The organism is Actinoallomurus sp. NBC_01490, from assembly GCF_036227085.1.
In the GTDB taxonomy this organism is placed as follows: Bacteria; Actinomycetota; Actinomycetes; order Streptosporangiales; family Streptosporangiaceae; genus Actinoallomurus; species Actinoallomurus oryzae.
This window is the reverse complement of sequence record NZ_CP109433.1, coordinates 5779166-5796173: the sequence shown is the minus strand read 5'-3', so window position 1 is coordinate 5796173 and position 17008 is coordinate 5779166. Positions and strand designations below refer to the sequence as shown.

Here is a 17008-nt window from a genome sequence, read left to right as displayed (position 1 = left end):
GACACCCCGGCGGCCGAAGCCGACGAGGCGGGCGCACGACAAGGTGCGCCTGACCGGGACCCATCGACCTTCCGCTCCGCGAGGAGCGCGGCCGATCAGGTGGGAGTGACCTCCGCTTGCGCGCCCGGCGCCTTCGCGCCAGGCCAGTCAACGCTTAAAGATATCAGCTTTCGGGCTCCACGTCGAAAACGCGCACCTCGAACGCCGCGGTCACCGGCACCGGCTCGGCGAGCGCCTCGACGCGCTTCCGCAGGGCGTCGGTGTCGGCGTGCCAGGCGCTGGGGCCCATCGCCACGAGCGCGGCGGTCTCGGACCGCGTCAGCCGCAGCGGAAGCTCCAGCGGCCACGTGCCGGCCGCGCGGAACCGCCCGCCGAGGGTGTCCGCGACCCGCTCGGCCTTGCGCGGGTCGACGGTGAGCAGTTCGAGCGGGCCGATCAGCTCCCGCAGGTGGCGCGCGGCCGGGGTGACGACGATGAGCACGCCGTCCGGCCGGAGCACCCGGTGGAACTCCGCGGCGTTGCGCGGGGCGAAGACGTCCAGCAGCACCCCCACCGTACCGGTGCGAACCGGCAACGGACGCCAGACGTCCCAGGTCAGGGCGCCGATGCGCGGGTGGGCGCGTGCGGCGCGCCGCAGCGCGTGCTTGGACAGGTCCAGCGCGACGCCCGGCCGTCCCGGCAGCCGGTCGAGCACCGCCCGCAGGTAGTGGCCGGTGCCCGCCCCGGCGTCGAGGACGCAACCGCCGGCCGGGGCCCGCTCCGCGGCCCGCTCGGCGACCAGCTCGGCGAGCGGCGCGTAGTGGCCGCCGTCGAGGAACTCCGCGCGGGCGGCGACCATGGCCGCGGTGTCGGCGGTGCCCGTACGGACGTTGCCGGTCAGCAGCCCGGCGTACCCCTGCCGGGCGAGGTCGAAGGCGTGCCCGGCCGGGCAGCGCAGGGCCCTCCGGTCGAGCGTCAGGCCGTCGCCGCAGACGGGGCAGCGCAGGAAGGGGACGACGTCGGCGAGCATCCGCTAGGCGCCGGAGCGGCGGGCGATCTCGGCCAGGCCCGCGGCGCGCATCGCCTCGACCGGCACGTCCGTGGCCGCGGTCATCAGCTCCACCTGGCGTACCGCCTGGTGCAGGAGCATGGTGAAGCCGTCGGCGATCACGCCCCCCGCCTCGCGCACGGCCTGGGCCGCCTGAGTCGGCCACGGCGCGTAGACGACGTCGAACAGCGCTCCGGTGGCCCGGGCGATCGTCTCGGCGTACGGGTCGGCGGCGCCGGCGGGCAGAGTGGAGATCACCAGGTCGGTGTCGGGCAGCGGCTCGGCGAAGGTGCGTACGGTCACGCCCACGCCGAGCCGGGACGCGGCGGCCACCGCCTCGGCCGCCCGGCCGGGATCGCGGGCCACCAGCATCGCCTTGTGCACGCCCAGCTCGCGCAGGGCCGCGAGGGCCGAGCACGCGGTCGCTCCGGCACCGAGCACCACCGCCGAGCCCGGCGCGGGCACGCCGGCCTCGGCCAGCGCGGTCACGATGCCGTACACGTCCGTGTTGAAGCCACGCCGCCGGCCCGCCTCGAACACGACGGTGTTCGCGCCGCCGACCGCGCGGGCGAGGTCGGAGACCTCGTCCAGGAGCGGCAGCACGGCGCGTTTCAGCGGCATGGTCAGCGACAGGCCCGCCCACGGCCGGCCGAGCACCTCGGGCAGGTCGCCCTCGCGGCACTCGATCGCCTCGTAGGTCCAGCCGAGGCCGAGCGCGGCATAGGCGGCCCGGTGGAGCGCCGGCGACAGCGAGTGCGCGATCGGCGCGCCGAGAACGGCGGCCCGGGTCATCCGTGCCTCAGATTCTGCTGGAGTTCCTGGCGGAACCGCTGGAACTCGGAGTAGCTGTCGGTGAACTTGGTGATGTGATGGCTCGGGTCGGTCGTCACGAAGTACTTCCACGGGCCCTTCGCGGGTTTGAGCACGGCCCGCATGGCCTCCTCGCCGGGGTTGCAGATCGCACCGGGCGGCAGGCCGGGACGGGCGTAAGTGTTGTACGGGCTGGTCGACTTCAGGTCGTTGCCGCTGGCGACGATGCCGTACTTGCCCAGGCCGTACATGACCGTGCTGTCGAGCTGGAGCTTGTGCATCCACGGCTCCGAGCTGTGGAGGCGGTTCTCGATCACCCGGGCGACCTTCGGCATGTCCTCGGTCGTGCCGCTCTCGGCCTGCACCAGGCTCGCGGCCACCACGACGTCGTGCGGCGACATGTGGACCCGCTTGGCCTCGCTCTCCAGGTCGATGTCGTCGGCGGCCTTCTTGAACTGGTCGACCATCGCGCGCAGCACCTGAGTCGCGGTGGCCTTCGGCGGCGGGTCGTACGTGAAGGGGTAGAGGTAACCCTCGATCTGCCCGTGGGCGTACGACGGGAGGCCGAGCGCCTTGGTGTTCTGGGCGGCGCGCTGGAAGTTCTTGAGCGGGATGCGGGTGCGCTTGGCCAGGGTGGCCAGCACCTCGGAGGCGCGCTTGCCCTCGGGGAACGTGACCCGTCCGGTTCGTGACGCGGGGCTGAGCAGCAGCGCGAGGGCCGCCCGGGCGGACATGTGGAGCTTCAGCTGGTAATAGCCCGGCTGGATGCTGGTGGCCTTGGGGTCGTCCTTGGCGATCTTGTAGAAGGCGCTGCTGGACTTGACGACGTCGGCCTGCTCCAGGCGGCCGCCCATCTGCCGCACGGAGTCGCCGTCCTGGATCTGGACGGTGACCGAGCCGGTGCCCCCGCCCTTGTAGTCCGGCGGGTTGAGGAAGCCGCTCAGTGCCGTGAAGCCGACGTATCCGCCGCCGCCCACGACCGCGACGAGGAAGAGGATCGCCACGATGGGCGCGAGCCTGCGGCCCCGGCGGCTCTTCTTACGGCGGCGGCCGCGACGGCCGCGATGGCCGCCACGGCGTCCGGCCGACTCGGTGCGGGCCGAGCGCTGACGTTCGGCGAGCTGCCGGAGAAAGTCAAGATCCGCATCACTCATGTGTCCCCCCGGACAATCTCCCCAGGTGGACGGCCCGTCAAGCGTTCGGCGTCAAGTGCGGCCTGCAAGATCACGGCAGCGGCGGCCTGGTCGACGACCTTACGGCGCGCCTGCCCGTGCACGCCGCGCTCGCGCAGGCCGCTCTCGGCGGTGACCGTCGTGAGCCGCTCGTCGAACAGGCGTACGGACCCCGCAGGCAGGCGCCGGGCGATGCGGGCGGCGAACCGCCGCGCCTCCCCCGCGGCCGGGCCCTCACGGCCCGACAGCGAGGTCGGCAGGCCGACGATCACCTCGACGGCCTCGTTCTCGGCGGCGAGGGCGACGATGCGGTCGATGTCGCCCTTGCCGTTGCGTACGGTCTCCAGGGGGGAGGCGAGGATACCGCCCGGATCGCTCCGGGCGACGCCGATGCGGACGCTCCCCGCGTCGACTCCGAGGCGGACACCGCGTCTCACGCGCTGCTCCTGCCCCGGGTCGTTCACGGGGCCTCCTCCGTCGCCCCGGCGAACCGGCCCCGGTGCCGGCCGCTCCGCTTCCTCACGAGCCCTCCCTCGCCGGAGGCGCGACCAGGCGCACGCGCATACCACTCCGCTCAGTCACGAGTCCTCCTCCGTCGGACGAAGGACCAGGCGCACGCGCTTACCGGTTCGCTCGCTCCGCTCAGTCACGAGTCCTCCTCCGTCGGACGAAGGACCAGGCGCACGTGCTTACCGGTTCGCTCGCTCCGCTCGCTCACTGGCTCCCCACAGCTCGGCGGACGGCGGCCAGAGCCTCCCCGATCGCCTCGGGGTTGACTCCTCCGCCCTGGGCGAGGTCGTCCTTGCCGCCGCCTCCGCCGCCGAGGGCCTTGGCGGCGACGCCGACCAGGGCTCCGGCGCGCAGGCCGCGGGCGCGGCCCTCGTCGCTGACCGCCACGACCACGACCGGCCGGTCCTTGGGCACACCGGCCACGATCACGACGCTCGGCCGGCCGGTGAGGCGGCCACGCACGTCCACGGCGAGCCGGCGCAGGTCGTCCGCGCCGACGCCGCCGGGAGCCCGGTGGGAGACGAAGGCGACGCCACCGACGTCCTGGGCGCCCCCGGCGAGCTCACCGGCGATCTCCAGGACCTGGCGGGAGCGGATCCGCTCCAGCTCCTTCTCGGCCTCGCGGAGCCGCGTGACGAGCCCGGAGACGCGCTCGGGCAGGTCTTCGCGGCGGGTCTTGAGCTGCTCGGCGAGCTGGGCGACCAGGACGTTCTCGCGCGCCAGGAACTTGAACGCGTCGATGCCGACGAGCGCCTCGACGCGGCGCACGCCCGCGCCGATCGACTGCTCGCCCAGGACCTTGATCAGGCCCAGCTGGCCCGAGCGGGCGACGTGGGTGCCGCCGCACAGCTCGCGGGAGTAGTCACCGATCTCCACGACCCGGACCTCGGAGCCGTACTTCTCTCCGAAGAGGGCCAGCGCGCCCATCTTGCGCGCCTCGTCGATGGGGTGCACCGAGGCGTGCACGCCCAGGTCGTCGATGAGGGTGGCGTTGACCTCGGCCTCGACGTCGCGCAGGACGCTCGGCGGAACGGCCCCGGCGGCGGTGAAGTCGAACCGGAACCGGCCCGGGGCGTTCTCCGAGCCGGCCTGGGCGGCCGACTCGCCGAGGGCGTTGCGGAAGCCGCGGTGCACCATGTGGGTCGCGGTGTGCGAGCGGGAGATCGCCCGGCGCCGCTCCACGTCGATCTGGGCGAACGCGGTGTCACCGGCCTGGGCCTCGCCACGGCGCACCCGGCCACGGTGCACGACGAGGCCGGTCAGCGGCGTCTGGACGTCGAGGACCTCGATCTCGGCGCCACTGGACAGCTTGATGGTGCCCTGGTCGGCGAGCTGGCCGCCGCCCTCGGCGTAGAACGGGGTGCGGTCGAGCACGACCTCGACCTCGGTGCCCTCCCCCGCCGACGGGACGTTCGCGCCGCCCACGAGCAGCCCGACCACGCGGGCCTCCGCCTCGACCGCGTCGTAGCCGGTGAAGGTGACCGTGCCGGCGCGTTCGAGCATCTCGCCGAGGACCGACACGTCGAGGTTGCCGGTCTTCTTGGCCGCGGCGTCGGCCTTGGCGCGCTGCCGCTGCTCGTCCATCAGCCGGCGGAACTCCGTCTCGTCGACGGACAGGCCCTGCTCGGCCGCCATCTCCAGGGTCAGGTCGATGGGGAAGCCGTAGGTGTCGTGGAGCGTGAACGCCTGAGCCCCGGACACGACCGTGCCCTTGCGGCGTTTGGTCTCCTCGACGGAGGCGTCGAAGATCGCCGTACCGGTGCGGAGGGTGGCGAGGAAGGACTGTTCCTCGGCGTCGATGACCGTGTGGATGTGCGCCGCGTCGGCCCGCAGGCTCGGGAAGGTCTCGCCCATCCCCTCGATCGCCGCGTCGGTGAGCTCGTGCAGGTAACGCTCATCACCGGCGCCGAGCAGCCGGAGGTTGCGAATGCTGCGGCGCAGGATACGGCGCAGGACGTAACCCCGGCCCTCGTTGGAGGGCACGACGCCGTCACCGACCATCATCGTGCCGCTGCGCATGTGGTCGGCGACCACCCGCAGCGAGACGTCGTTGCGGGCGTCGCGGCCGTACTTGGTCTTGGTCAGGTCGGCGGCCAGGTCGAGGATCCGCCACATGGTGTCGACCTCGTAGATGTTGTCGACGCCCTGGAGGATCGCCGCCATGCGCTCCAGGCCCATGCCGGTGTCGATGTTCTTGGCCGGCAGCGGGCCCTGCACGTCGAAGTCGACCTTGCTGCGCACCGTGCTGAGCTGGTACTGCATGAAGACGAGGTTCCAGACCTCGAGGTAGCGGTCCTCGTCCGCGACCGGGCCGCCCTCCTTGCCGTACTCCGGACCGCGGTCGTAGTAGATCTCCGAACAGGGTCCGCCGGGGCCCGGCACGCCCATGTTCCAGTAGTTGTCCGCGAGGCCGCGCCGCTGGATCCGCTCCTCGGGCAGGCCCACCTTGTCCCGCCAGATGCGGAAGGCCTCGTCGTCGTCCTGGTAGACGGTCGCCCAGAGCCGGTCCTCCGGGAAGCCGAAGCCTCCGTCGGCCTCGGAGGAGGTCAGCAACTCCCAGGCGTAGGGAATCGCCAGCTCCTTGAAGTAGTCCCCGAAGGAGAAGTTGCCGAGCATCTGGAAGAACGTCGCATGCCGCGTGGTCTTGCCGACCTCGTCGATGTCGGGTGTGCGGATGCACTTCTGCACGCTCGTGGCCCGCTGGTAGGGCGGTTTACGCTGCCCCAGGAAGTAGGGCTTGAAGGGCACCATGCCCGCGTTGACCAGCAGCAGTGTGGGGTCCTCGGCGATCAGGCTGGCCGAGGGCACCACTTCGTGCCCGCGCTCTTCGAAGAAGCGGAGGAAACGGCGGGCGATCTCTGCCGACTCCATCTCAGTGGTGGTCCTTGTCTGTTTCGGTTGGCGCGTCGAGTCCGAGCGCGTCACGCAACTCGTCCTCGCGTGCGTGCATGGCGGTGCGAACGTCGTCGGTGAAGTCGCGTACGGTCTGGCCGACTCCGGAGGCCTGGTGAACGAGCGCCTGGGGTGTCAGGGCACGCATGAGACGCTTGAGCCGGAATGCGGCCCAGGCGCCCAGGCTGCCGCCCAGGACGAGCCAGAACAGCCGGCGGATCACCGCTTGCCGTCCTGGTTGCGCGCACCGATGGCCTTACGGACACCATAGGAGAAGGCGGCCGCTTTCACGAGCGGACCGCCGACCACCGAGGTGACCGTGGTCGTGACCGCCGCGGCGTTCTGCGTGACGCTGCCGACGCTCTTGGTTATCAGGTCGACCCGGTCCAGCTGCTCACCTGCCCGTGTGACCGTGCTGGTCATGTCGTCCAGCAGCGGCCCGGCCTGCTCGCCGATGTCGGCGACCATCTTGGTCGCCTCCTTCAGCAGCCTGGCCAGTCTCAGCAGGACGAAGGCGAGGAAGGCAACGAGAATCGCCCAGAAAACGGCCACGATCAGGCCGGCCACCTGTCCGCCACTCAGCATCGGCTCCCTCTCCTTCTGTCGTCGGAGAACCTGGTCGGACAGACCATACCGTCCCCCTCACCTCGGCGGAGGCCACGCGAACCGACGTGTCCGCCCGCAGGGTGCCCGGAAGCGCCGTTCCGGCGGCGGAGGCGCGGCCTCTCACCGGCCCGCGCCCGGAGCGGCGCGTCGCGCTCCGATCATGCCCGAGCCGAGGTCAGGAGCGGCCGCCGCCCCCAGGGCACCGCGGCACGATATGCGCGTCCGGGCGGTCCGTCAGGCCGGAACGTCGAGTTCGCCGATGGCGAGGAACCGCTCGATGGCGGCGGTGTAGGCGGAGCCGTCGAGGCCGGGTGGCCGTCCGGCGTCCCCCTGGATCACCACGACCTCGCCGCGGCGGCCCTCGGCGCGCATCTCGGCGATCAGCCGCCAGGCGGCCCACAGGCAGGTGCCGGTCGAGGCGCCGGCGGCGATCCCGGTGTGTTCGCGCAGCCAGGCCAGCGCGCCGGCGCTCGCGGCGTCCGGCACGGGGATCACGAGGTCCACCGCGGACGGCAGGAAGCCGGGCTCCATGCGCGGGCGGCCGATGCCCTCGACCCGTGAGGGCATGCCGGTCGCGTAGTCCGTCGCGCCGCTCGCCCATCCGGGGAAGTACGCGGAGTTCTCCGGGTCGGCGACCGCGAGCATCGTCTCGTGGCCGTGATGGCGCAGGAACCGGCCGATCGTCGCGGACGTCGCGCCGGTGCCCGCGCCGGTCACGATCCATCGCGGCGGGCTCCCGAGATCGGCGAAGATCTCGGCGGCGATGTTGCCGTCGCGCCAGTCGATCACCTGTGCGGCGACCGCGAAGTGATCGAGGTGGAAGCCTCCGGTGCCGGCGGCCAGCCGCCGCGCCTCGTCGTAGATCGCGGCCGGCGGATCGTGCGGGTGGACGCGCCCGCCCGCGGCCTCGATCGCGGCGATCCGGTCCTCGCGCGTGCGGCGCGGCACGACCGCGACGAAGTCCAGGCCGAGCGTGCGGGCGAAGTGCGCGCCGGCCACGGCGGCGGGCCCGGCGGTGGCCACGACCACGGTGGTGCCCTCGGTGATCTGCCCGGCCGCCAGCGCCTGGACGTACGCCGCCGCCAGCAGCCGGTGCTTGACGCTGCCGGTCGGCTGCGCGGACTCGTCCTTCAGCGACAGGCCGACGCCCCACTCCGGAGGCGTCGGCAGGCTCCGCAGGGGCGTCGCGGCCACGTCGCGTTCGATCCGGGCGATGCCGGCGGCCGCCCACTCCCGTGTCGATCCCACCGTCCGTAGCGTAGCCGCGTCCCGTCCGGGAGGCGGCGCGCGAACCGTCGTCGGGGTCAGCCCTGGCGTCCGCCGCGCAGGACGGCGCGGAGGCGTTCGACGACCTCGGAGAAGCGGGACTCCATGCCGTGCTTGGTCGGGTGGTAGTAGTCGCGGCCCGCGACGGCGTCCGGGGCGTAGCGCTGTTCGACCACGCCACCGGGGAAGTCGTGGGCGTACTGGTAGCCCTTGCCGTGGTCGATCTTGCTCGCGCCCTTGTAGTGCGCGTCGCGCAGGTGGGCCGGGACCGGGCCGACCAAACCGCGCCGGACGTCCGCGCTCGCCTCGTTGATCGCGCGGATGACGGCGTTGGACTTGGGCGCCAGCGACAGGTGGATGACGGCCTGCGCGAGGTTGATGCGGGCCTCGGGCAGGCCGACGAACTCCACCGCGTGCGCGGCGGCGGTCGCGGTCTGCAGCGCGGTCGGGTCGGCCATGCCGATGTCCTCGCTGGCGTGCACGATGAGGCGCCGCGCGATGAACCGGGGGTCCTCCCCCGCCTCGATCATGCGGGCCAGGTAGTGCAGGGCGGCGTCGACGTCGGATCCGCGGATGCTCTTGATGAACGCGCTGATGACGTCGTAGTGCTGGTCGCCCTCGCGGTCGTAGCGGACCGCGGCCCGGTCGACGGCCTTCTCCAGGACGTCGACGTCGATCGGCTCGTGGCCCGCGACGTAGGAGGCGGCCTCGAGGTAGGTCAGCGCCCGGCGTGCGTCGCCGCCCGCCAGGCGTACGAGGTGGTCCTCGGCGGGCTCGGTGATGCTCGTGGCACCGGCCAGGCCACGTGCGTCGGCCAGGGCGCGGCGGATCACCTCGCGGAGCTGGTCGTCGCCCAGCGGTTCCAGCGTCAGCAGCAGCGAACGCGACAGCAACGGGCTGATCACCGAGAAGAAGGGATTTTCGGTGGTGGCGCCGATGAAGGAGACCCAGCGGTTCTCCACGGCGGGGAGCAGGGCGTCCTGCTGGGCCTTGTTGAACCGGTGGACCTCGTCGACGAACAGCACGGTCTGCCGTCCGCGCATGCCGAGCTCGCGCTTGGCCTGGTCGATGGCGGCCCGGACCTGCTTGACGCCGTCGGAGACCGCGGAGACCTCCACGAACCGCCGCTCGGTGGCCTGGCTGACGACATAGGCGAGCGTCGTCTTCCCGGTGCCCGGCGGGCCCCACAGGACCAGCGACATGGCGACGTCGCGCTCGACCAGCTGGCGCAGTGGCGTGCCCGGCCCGAGCAGGTGCTCCTGACCGACCACCTCATCGAGGCCGCGTGGCCGCATGCGGACCGCGAGCGGCGCGTTGGCCTGCTCGGCCTCCTCCGCCTGTGTGTCGAAAAGGCTGTCGGCCTGCTCATCGTCCCTGCGCGCCACGGTGCCGACACTATCCGCCCGCGGGGACATCGCGGGCACGCGCCGGACGGCCTGGCGGCAGGCCCGGTGTGCCGGAGCGTAAGAGCGGGACACTCCTTACGCTGAGGGCCATGCCCTCCTGGTCCCCCTGTTCGATTCCAGAGCTCCTCGACCTCACCGGCCACGATCCCCTCATCCGCGGCACGCGCGGCGCCGGCCGCGGGCCCGCCTGGCGTGGCGCCGGCGGCCGCGCCGTCGCCTTCACCGGCTACGACGTGGAGGGTCGCATCCGCTCTCTGGTCGCGCTGGGCCCGCCGGACGAGACGGCGGAGCTGGTCGCCGCGGTGCACGGCGAGCTGCCCGAGGGCATCCGGGTGATCGTGCCGCGCGGCACGCCGCTCCCGCTGAGCCGGCCGAGCGACTGGAACTTCCGCGCCGCCTACGGCACTCCCCCGCCGCAGCCGGCCGAGGCGGCGGTCGGCTGGTGCGACGACGAGGACGCCGTCACCGAGCTGCTGACGCTGGTCAGCCCCGGCACGTCGGCGTGGCCGGGCGACCCGAAGGTGCGCCGCTGGGCCGGCGTCCGGCGGGACGGACGGCTGCTGGCGTGCCTGGCCGACACGACCGCCGCCGACGGCGTCGGCCACGTGTCGGCGATCGCGGTCCACCCCGAGGCGCGCGGCCGCGGGCTGGGCCCGTCGATCACGGCATGGGCGATGCGCCGGATGTTCGCCGCGGGGTGCGACGTGGTGACGCTCGGCGTCTACGCCGACAACGCGGTCGGCCTGCGGATGTACGACCGCCTGGGCTTCACCGTCGACCGGGCGCTGACCACCGGGCTCATGAAGCGCCCGGCCTGAGCCCCGCTCGGCTCGGAACCCGGGGCAGGCTCATGGGGGCCGCCCCGGCCGCACGTACGGCCTGCGCCCCACGTACGGCCCGGGCCTCGTGGGGCGGCCTCGGAGCCATCACGGCGGGACCTCGGCGGGCCGTCGAAGACTGCCCGAAGCCCTCGCCCCTCACGGGACGAGGGCTCCCCGGCGGTCGCTCAGTAGCGCTCCTCGGAGGGCCGGACGATGTGGCCGGGCTCGTTCGGCGGGTTCGCCGGTGCCTCCGGCCGGGCGTCCACGCCCGCCTCCTTGCGCTGCTCCGGCGTGATCGGCGTCGGCGCGCCGGTGAGCGGGTCATAGCCCGAGGCCGCCTTCGGGAAGGCGATCACGTCGCGGATCGTGTCGCGGCCCGCGAGCAGCATGACGACGCGGTCCCAGCCGAAGGCGATCCCGCCGTGCGGCGGCGGACCGTACTTGAACGCCTCCAGCAGGTAGCCGAACTTCGTCTCGGCCTCCTCGCGCTCCAGGCCGAGGGTCTCGAACACCCGCTGCTGCATCTCGCCGCGGTGGATACGGATCGAGCCGCCGCCGATCTCGTTGCCGTTGCAGACGATGTCGTACGCACTGGCGAGCGCCTCACCGGGCTTGTCGTGGAACGAGTCGGCCCACTCCGGCTTCGGCGAGGTGAAGGGGTGGTGCACGGCCGTCCAGCCGCCCTCGTCGGTCTCCTCGAACATCGGGGCGTCGACCACCCAGGTGAACGCCCACGCGGACTCGTCGATCAGCCCGCAGCGGCGGCCGATCTCCAGGCGGGCGGCACCGAGGAGCTCCTGCGTGGCGTGCGGCTTGCCGGCGCCGAAGAACACCGCGTCGCCGGGCGAGGCGCCGACCTCGGCCACCAGGCCCTCGCGCTCGGTCTCCGACAGGTTCTTGGCGACCGGGCCGCCGAGCGTGCCGTCCTCCTGGACGAGGACGTACGCCAGGCCCTTCGCGCCGCGCGCCTTCGCCCAGTCCTGCCAGCCGTCCAGCTCCTTGCGGGTCTGGGACGCGCCGCCCGGCATGACGACCGCGCCGACGTACGGGGCCTGGAAGACCCGGAACGGCGTGTCCTTGAAGTACGCCGTCATGTCGACCAGCTCGTTGCCGAACCGCAGGTCCGGCTTGTCCGAGCCGTAGCGGCTCATCGCGTCGGCGTAGGTGATGCGCGGGATCGGCCGCGGGATCTCATAGCCCGCGACCTCGCTCCACAGGCGCCCGACGAGGTCCTCGGCGACCTTGAGGACGTCCTCCTGCTCGACGAAGGACATCTCAATGTCGATCTGGGTGAACTCCGGCTGCCGGTCGGCGCGGAAGTCCTCGTCGCGGTAGCAGCGGGCGAGCTGGTAGTAGCGCTCCATCCCCGCCACCATGAGCAGCTGCTTGTACAGCTGCGGCGACTGGGGCAGGGCGTACCAGTGACCCGGCTTGAGCCGTACGGGGACCAGGAAGTCGCGCGCGCCCTCCGGGGTGGAGCTGGTGAAGGTCGGCGTCTCGACGTTGACGAACCCGTGCTCGCGCAGGACGTCGTGGACGATGAAGGAGCCCTGGGACCGGACGCGCAGCGCCCGGGCGAGCGTGTCGCGGCGGATGTCGAGGTAGCGGTGCTTGAGCCGCACCTCCTCGTTGACGTTGACGTCCGCCTCGATCGGGAAGGGCAGCGGCGCCGCCTCGCTCAGCACCTCGATGTCGGACGCGACGACCTCGACGTCGCCGGTCGGGAGCTCGGGGTTCTCGTTGCCGGCGGGCCGTACGCGGACCTCGCCGGTGATCTTGACGCAGAACTCCGCGCGCAGGTCGTGGGCGGTGTCCTCCTCGCGGAAGACGACCTGCGCGACGCCGGACGCGTCGCGCAGGTCGATGAACGTGACGCCTCCGTGGTCGCGGCGGCGCGCGACCCAGCCGGCGAGCACCACCTGCTGTCCGGCGTGCTCACGGCGGAGCGACCCCGCCTCGTGCGAGCGAATCATGACTGGGAAAGCCTCTCTTTCAACGTCGTGACGATCTCGTCGAGCGGCACGGCGACCTGGTCGCCGCTGGCCAGGTCCTTCACCTGAGCGGACCCGGCGGCGATATCTCGCTCGCCGAGGATCACGGCGTACGCCGCCCCGGACCGGTCGGCGCCCCGCATGGCGCCCTTGAGCTTCTTGCCGTCGTAGGACATGTCCGCGGCGATCCCGGCCCGGCGCAGGGCGGCGACGAGGCCGAAGATCCTGCGCTGCGCCTCCTCGCCGAGCGGCACGCCGTAGACGGTGACGCCCGCGGCGGACGCCGCCGCGGTCTCCTCGGCCTCCATCGCCAGCACCGTACGGTCGAGGCCCAGGCCGAACCCGATGCCCGGCAGCGGCGGCCCGCCGATGTCCTCCGACAGCCCGTCGTAACGACCGCCGCCGCCGATGCCGGACTGGGCGCCGAGCAGCGGGTGGTCGAACTCGTACGTGGTGCGCGTGTAGTAGTCGAGGCCGCGGACGAGGCGCGCGTCGTCGACCCACGGGATGTCCAGGTCGGCGAGCAGCTCGCGGACCTTGTCGTGGTGGGCCTTGCAGGCGCCGCACAGGTAGTCGGTGACCACCGGCGCGGCCTCCACCTGGGCCCGCACCTCGGGACGCTTGTCGTCCAGCACCCGCAGCGGGTTGAGATCGATGCGGGCGCGGGTGGCCTCGTCGAGGTCGAGCCCGCGCAGGAACTCCTGCAGGGCCGCGCGGTACACCGGACGGCACTCGCGGCAGCCGAGGGAGTTGAGGTGCAGGGTGTGCCGGGTGAGGCCCAGCTCGCGGTACCAGTCCCAGGCGAGCGCGATCGTCTCGACGTCGACGGCCGGGTCCTCCGAGCCGATCGCCTCCAGGTCGACCTGGTAGAACTGCCGGTAACGCCCGGCCTGGGCGCGCTCGTAGCGGAACGCCGGCCCGGTGGCCCAGACCTTGACCGGCAGCTCCCCCCGGTGCAGGTTGTGCTGGAGCACCGACCGCAGCACACCCACGGTGAACTCCGGACGCAGGGTGAGCGAGCGCCCACCGCGGTCCTCGAAGGTGTACATCTCCTTGGAGACGACGTCGGTCGACTCCCCCACGCCGCGTGAGAACAGCGACGTGTCCTCGAACACCGGCAGCTCCAGGTAGGAGTAGCCGGCGCGCGTCGCCACCGCGGCGAACGCGTCACGCGCGGCGAGGTAGATCGCCGAGCGCGGCGGAACGTACTCATTGACCCCCTTGGGGGCCTGGAAGTTCGAGCTCATCTGTCTGCTTAGAGTCCCCTGTGCGGGCCGTCGAGCGGAGCGATCTCCTTGAGGAACGGGTTGGTGGCCCGCTCGCGGCCGATGGTGGTCTGAGCGCCGTGCCCGGGCAGCACGGCGGTCTCGTCCGGCAGCGGCAGGCATACCCGCGCCAGACTGTCCATGATCGTGGCGTAGTCGCCGCCCGGCAGGTCCGTACGTCCGATGGAGCCGGCGAACAGCAGGTCGCCGGAGAACATCACGGGCTCGGCGGCGAGCCGGAACGTCACCGAGCCCGGTGTATGGCCGGGCGCGTGGTCGACGACGAAGTCCAGGCCCGCGAGTGTCAGGGTGTTGCCGTCGCCGAGCTCGCGCACGTCGTCCGGCTCGCTGAACGTCAGGCCGCCGAGGAGCTGACCGGCGACCTGCGGCGGAAAGCCCTTCGCCGGGTCGGACAACATGTCACGGTCGTCCGGGTGGATGTAGGCGGGCACGTCACGGGCGCCGCAGACCGGGGCGACGGACCACACGTGGTCGATGTGGCCGTGCGTGAGCGCCACCGCGACCGGCTTGAGCCGGTGCTCGCGCAACACGTCGTACACCATCGCCTCGGCGTCCTGACCGGGATCGATGATCACGCACTCCTCCCCGGCCTCGGGCGCCACGACATAACAGTTCGTCGCGAAGGACCCCGCGGGGAAGGTGGCGATGAGCACGGTCATCCTCTCTGACTGCTACCGGCGAGATCGAGCGTACCGGCGGTACGCGCGCCATCGCGAACGACATAGCGTGAGAGGGGCGGAGCACGTCCGATGTTCGGCCGGTTTGGGCGCCTCTGCGGTGCGGGGCCGAAAATACCGGCCGGGACCGCTACGATGCGCAACACGTTTCCCAGTTCACGACGCGAATCGATGAGGTGCGACACCGGTGGCGGGTAAAGACCGCAAGAGGGAGCTGGCCCGGCTGCGTTACGAGCGCCAGCAGCAGCGCCGGGCGATCCGGCAGGCCAGGGCCCGGCGGATGAAGATCATCGGCACGGTGGTCGCCGTCGTGGTGGTCGCCGGGGGCAGTGGGGCCATCGCGTTCGCGATGAACGGCCCGGCGAAGAAGGACAAGACCTCCGCCGCCTCCACGCCCACCGCGGCGCCGAGCGTTTCGGTCAAGCCCGGGGAGTGCGCCTACCAGCCCCTGCCCGCCGAGGCGGCGACGAGCGCCAAGGACGTCGGCAAGCCCCCGGTGAAGCCGGTCAAGGGCACGTACAAGATGACGATCGACACGAGCCTCGGCACGATCACCGCCAAGCTCGACGGCAGCAAGGCCGCGTGCACCGTCAACTCGTTCAAGTATCTGGCGAGCAAGAAATTCTTCAACAACACTAAATGTCATCGCCTTGTCACCGAGGGTATCAAGGTGTTGCAATGCGGTGACCCGACCGGCACCGGAACGGGCGGTCCCGCGTACGGCTTCGGCAATGAGAACGTCCCGAAGGCCGGCAAGTCCGGGCAGGCGACCTACAAGCGCGGCGTCATCGCGATGGCGCACAGCAGCGCTCCGAACAGCAACGGAAGCCAGTTCTTCATCGTCTACGGCGATTCGCCGCTGCCCGCCGACTACACCGTCTTCGGTGAGATCACCAAGGGAATGGACGTCGTCGACTCCGTCGCGAAGGCGGGCGCCGAGCCGGCCGACCAGAGCGGGAACACCGCCCCAAAGAAGAAAATCGAAATAAAAGACCTCACCGTCGCGAAGATGTAGCAATGCGATTGGCTAGGGTGGCCAGCGGGAGCGCTTCTCCCATGGACGTCATCATGGTGGGCCCGGTGCGTGAGGGGACGCCCCGGGCTCTGACACAGGAGGCAGCGGTGTGCAGCGCCACCGAATCCTTGGGTATCCCTCGCCGTACGCGCGGGGACGTCGTGCCGGCCACGAGGCGGCCCGCGATGGCCACGCCTCACACCGGGGAGGCCCGCGATGACCACTGACCCCTGGGGTCGGGTCGACGAGAACGGCACCGTCTACGTCCGCACGGCGGCCGGGGAACGCACCGTCGGTTCGTGGCAGGCGGGAGCGCCCGAGGAGGCCCTGGCCTACTTCCGCCGCAAGTACGACGCCCTCGTCACCGAGGTCGACCTGCTCGAGCAGCGGATCCGGACCACCGACCTGGCGGCCTCCCAGGCCGAGCACACCATCGCCCGGCTCCGCGAGGCCGTGGCCGAGGCCCACGCGGTCGGCGACCTCGACGGCCTGAGCCGGCGGCTCGACGCGCTGTCCGCACTGGTCGGAGAGCGCCGTGAGCAGATCAAGGTCGCCCGGGACCAGGCGCGCGTGCAGGCCCGCGAGATCAAGGAGCGCATCGTCGCCGAGGCGGAGCGGATCGCGGCCGAGGAGACGCACTGGAAGAACGGCGGTGAGCGCCTGCGCCAGCTCGTGGAGGAGTGGAAGGCCGCCGAGCGCGTCGACCGCCCCACGGAGACGGCGCTGTGGAAGCGGTTGTCCTCGGCGCGCAACGCCTTCACCAAGCGTCGCAAGGCCTACTTCTCCAACCTCGAGGTGGAGCGCGAGCACGCCCGCGCGGAGAAGGAACGGCTGGTCCTCGACGCCGAGGCCATGGTCGGCTCCACCGACTGGGGGCCCACCGCCGCGGCGTACCGCGAGCTGATGCGCCAGTGGAAGATGGCCGGCCGCGCCTCCCGCGACGCCGAAGAGGAGCTGTGGGCGCGGTTCAAGGGCGCCCAGGACACCTTCTTCTCCGCCCGGTCCGCGGTGTTCGCCGAGCGCGACGCGGAGTTCCGTGAGCACGCCGAGGCCAAGGAGAAGCTCCTCACCGAGGCGGAGCGGCTGCTGCCCGTACGCGACGTTCGCGCCACCCGGCAGGCCCTGCGCTCGATTCAGGAGCGCTGGGAGACCATCGGCATGGTTCCCCGCGACTCGCGCGAGCGGCTCGAGGGACGGCTCCGCAAGATCGAGGAGGCGGTCCGCACCGCCGAGGAGTCGGAGTGGCGGCGCACCAACCCGGAGGCGCGGGCCCGCGCCGAGGCGACGGTCGCGCAGCTGCGGTCCTCCATCGAGCAGCTGGAGACGCGCCTGGAGAAGGCACGGAGCGCCGGCCGTGACAAGGACGTCAAGGACGCCGAGGAGGCCCTGACCGCCCGCCGCGCCTGGCTCGCCGAGGCCGAGCACACCCTGTCCGAGCTGTCCTGACCCACGAGTCGTCGACGGGGCGGATCCGGAGCCTTCGGGCCGGGTCCGCCTCGCGCTTTCCGCAGGCTCCTCGAACGATCGGC

General features: G+C 72.1%; 15 protein-coding genes. 3 read left to right on the top strand and 12 right to left on the bottom strand.

From position 1 onward, the window contains the following. Positions 1–163 precede the first annotated feature (163 nt). From OG417_RS27000 to OG417_RS26960, 9 genes are all read right to left on the bottom strand, one after another. Complete coding sequence (locus tag OG417_RS27000; protein ID WP_329261826.1) at positions 164–1009, bottom strand: putative RNA methyltransferase; 846 nt, start codon at positions 1007–1009, stop codon at positions 164–166. A 3-nt stretch (positions 1010–1012) separates the two neighbouring features. Further along, positions 1013–1819, bottom strand: coding sequence for a shikimate dehydrogenase (locus OG417_RS26995; RefSeq protein WP_329261823.1), 807 nt, complete (start codon positions 1817–1819; stop codon positions 1013–1015). Then, a complete protein-coding gene (gene mltG, locus OG417_RS26990; RefSeq protein ID WP_329261820.1) occupies positions 1816–2991 on the bottom strand; it encodes an endolytic transglycosylase MltG in 1176 nt (391 codons plus the stop codon). Before mltG ends, OG417_RS26995 begins: the two co-directional genes overlap by 4 nt. Next, positions 2988–3446 (bottom strand): Holliday junction resolvase RuvX, encoded by a 459-nt coding sequence (gene ruvX, locus OG417_RS26985; protein WP_329262593.1) that lies wholly within the window; start codon positions 3444–3446, stop codon positions 2988–2990. Before ruvX ends, mltG begins: the two co-directional genes overlap by 4 nt. Before the next feature lie 277 nt (positions 3447–3723). Then, positions 3724–6390, bottom strand: coding sequence for an alanine--tRNA ligase (alaS, locus tag OG417_RS26980; protein ID WP_329261817.1), 2667 nt, complete (start codon positions 6388–6390; stop codon positions 3724–3726). 1 nt (position 6391) lies between these two features. Continuing rightward, the gene (locus tag OG417_RS26975) at positions 6392–6634 is read right to left on the bottom strand and encodes a DUF6167 family protein (RefSeq protein ID WP_329261815.1); all 243 of its coding nucleotides are present in this window, start codon (positions 6632–6634) and stop codon (positions 6392–6394) included. Next, positions 6631–6996: a DUF948 domain-containing protein gene (locus OG417_RS26970; RefSeq protein WP_329261812.1), complete on the bottom strand. Its 366-nt coding sequence runs from the start codon at positions 6994–6996 to the stop codon at positions 6631–6633. Before OG417_RS26970 ends, OG417_RS26975 begins: the two co-directional genes overlap by 4 nt. A gap of 255 nt (positions 6997–7251) precedes the next feature. After that, the gene (locus OG417_RS26965; RefSeq protein ID WP_329261810.1) at positions 7252–8265 is read right to left on the bottom strand and encodes a PLP-dependent cysteine synthase family protein; all 1014 of its coding nucleotides are present in this window, start codon (positions 8263–8265) and stop codon (positions 7252–7254) included. 56 nt (positions 8266–8321) lie between these two features. Then, positions 8322–9668 carry a replication-associated recombination protein A gene (locus tag OG417_RS26960; RefSeq protein WP_329261807.1) on the bottom strand — a complete coding sequence of 449 codons (1347 nt, stop codon included), beginning with the start codon at positions 9666–9668 and terminating at the stop codon, positions 8322–8324. Positions 9669–9778: 110 nt separating this feature from the next. Here OG417_RS26960 and OG417_RS26955 point away from each other — a divergent pair, with 110 nt between their 5' ends. Further along, complete coding sequence (locus OG417_RS26955; protein WP_329261805.1) at positions 9779–10507, top strand: GNAT family N-acetyltransferase; 729 nt, start codon at positions 9779–9781, stop codon at positions 10505–10507. 188 nt (positions 10508–10695) lie between these two features. On the opposite strand, the gene aspS is transcribed toward OG417_RS26955, so the two are convergent. Genes aspS through OG417_RS26940 form a run of 3 tightly spaced genes read right to left on the bottom strand, consistent with a single transcriptional unit; the run spans position 10696 to position 14440 of the window. Then, complete coding sequence (aspS, locus tag OG417_RS26950; RefSeq protein ID WP_329261802.1) at positions 10696–12483, bottom strand: aspartate--tRNA ligase; 1788 nt, start codon at positions 12481–12483, stop codon at positions 10696–10698. Next, the gene (gene hisS / locus OG417_RS26945; protein WP_329261799.1) at positions 12480–13748 is read right to left on the bottom strand and encodes a histidine--tRNA ligase; all 1269 of its coding nucleotides are present in this window, start codon (positions 13746–13748) and stop codon (positions 12480–12482) included. The genes aspS and hisS overlap by 4 nt, the downstream gene beginning before the upstream one ends. A gap of 8 nt (positions 13749–13756) precedes the next feature. Next, positions 13757–14440 carry an MBL fold metallo-hydrolase gene (locus OG417_RS26940; RefSeq protein WP_329262590.1) on the bottom strand — a complete coding sequence of 228 codons (684 nt, stop codon included), beginning with the start codon at positions 14438–14440 and terminating at the stop codon, positions 13757–13759. 211 nt (positions 14441–14651) lie between these two features. Here OG417_RS26940 and OG417_RS26935 point away from each other — a divergent pair, with 211 nt between their 5' ends. Together OG417_RS26935 and OG417_RS26930 are read left to right on the top strand one after the other, a co-directional pair. Continuing rightward, positions 14652–15479 (top strand): peptidylprolyl isomerase, encoded by an 828-nt coding sequence (locus tag OG417_RS26935; protein ID WP_329261797.1) that lies wholly within the window; start codon positions 14652–14654, stop codon positions 15477–15479. A 216-nt stretch (positions 15480–15695) separates the two neighbouring features. Next, positions 15696–16925 (top strand): DUF349 domain-containing protein, encoded by a 1230-nt coding sequence (locus tag OG417_RS26930; protein ID WP_329261794.1) that lies wholly within the window; start codon positions 15696–15698, stop codon positions 16923–16925. The last annotated feature ends 83 nt before the right edge of the window (positions 16926–17008 follow it).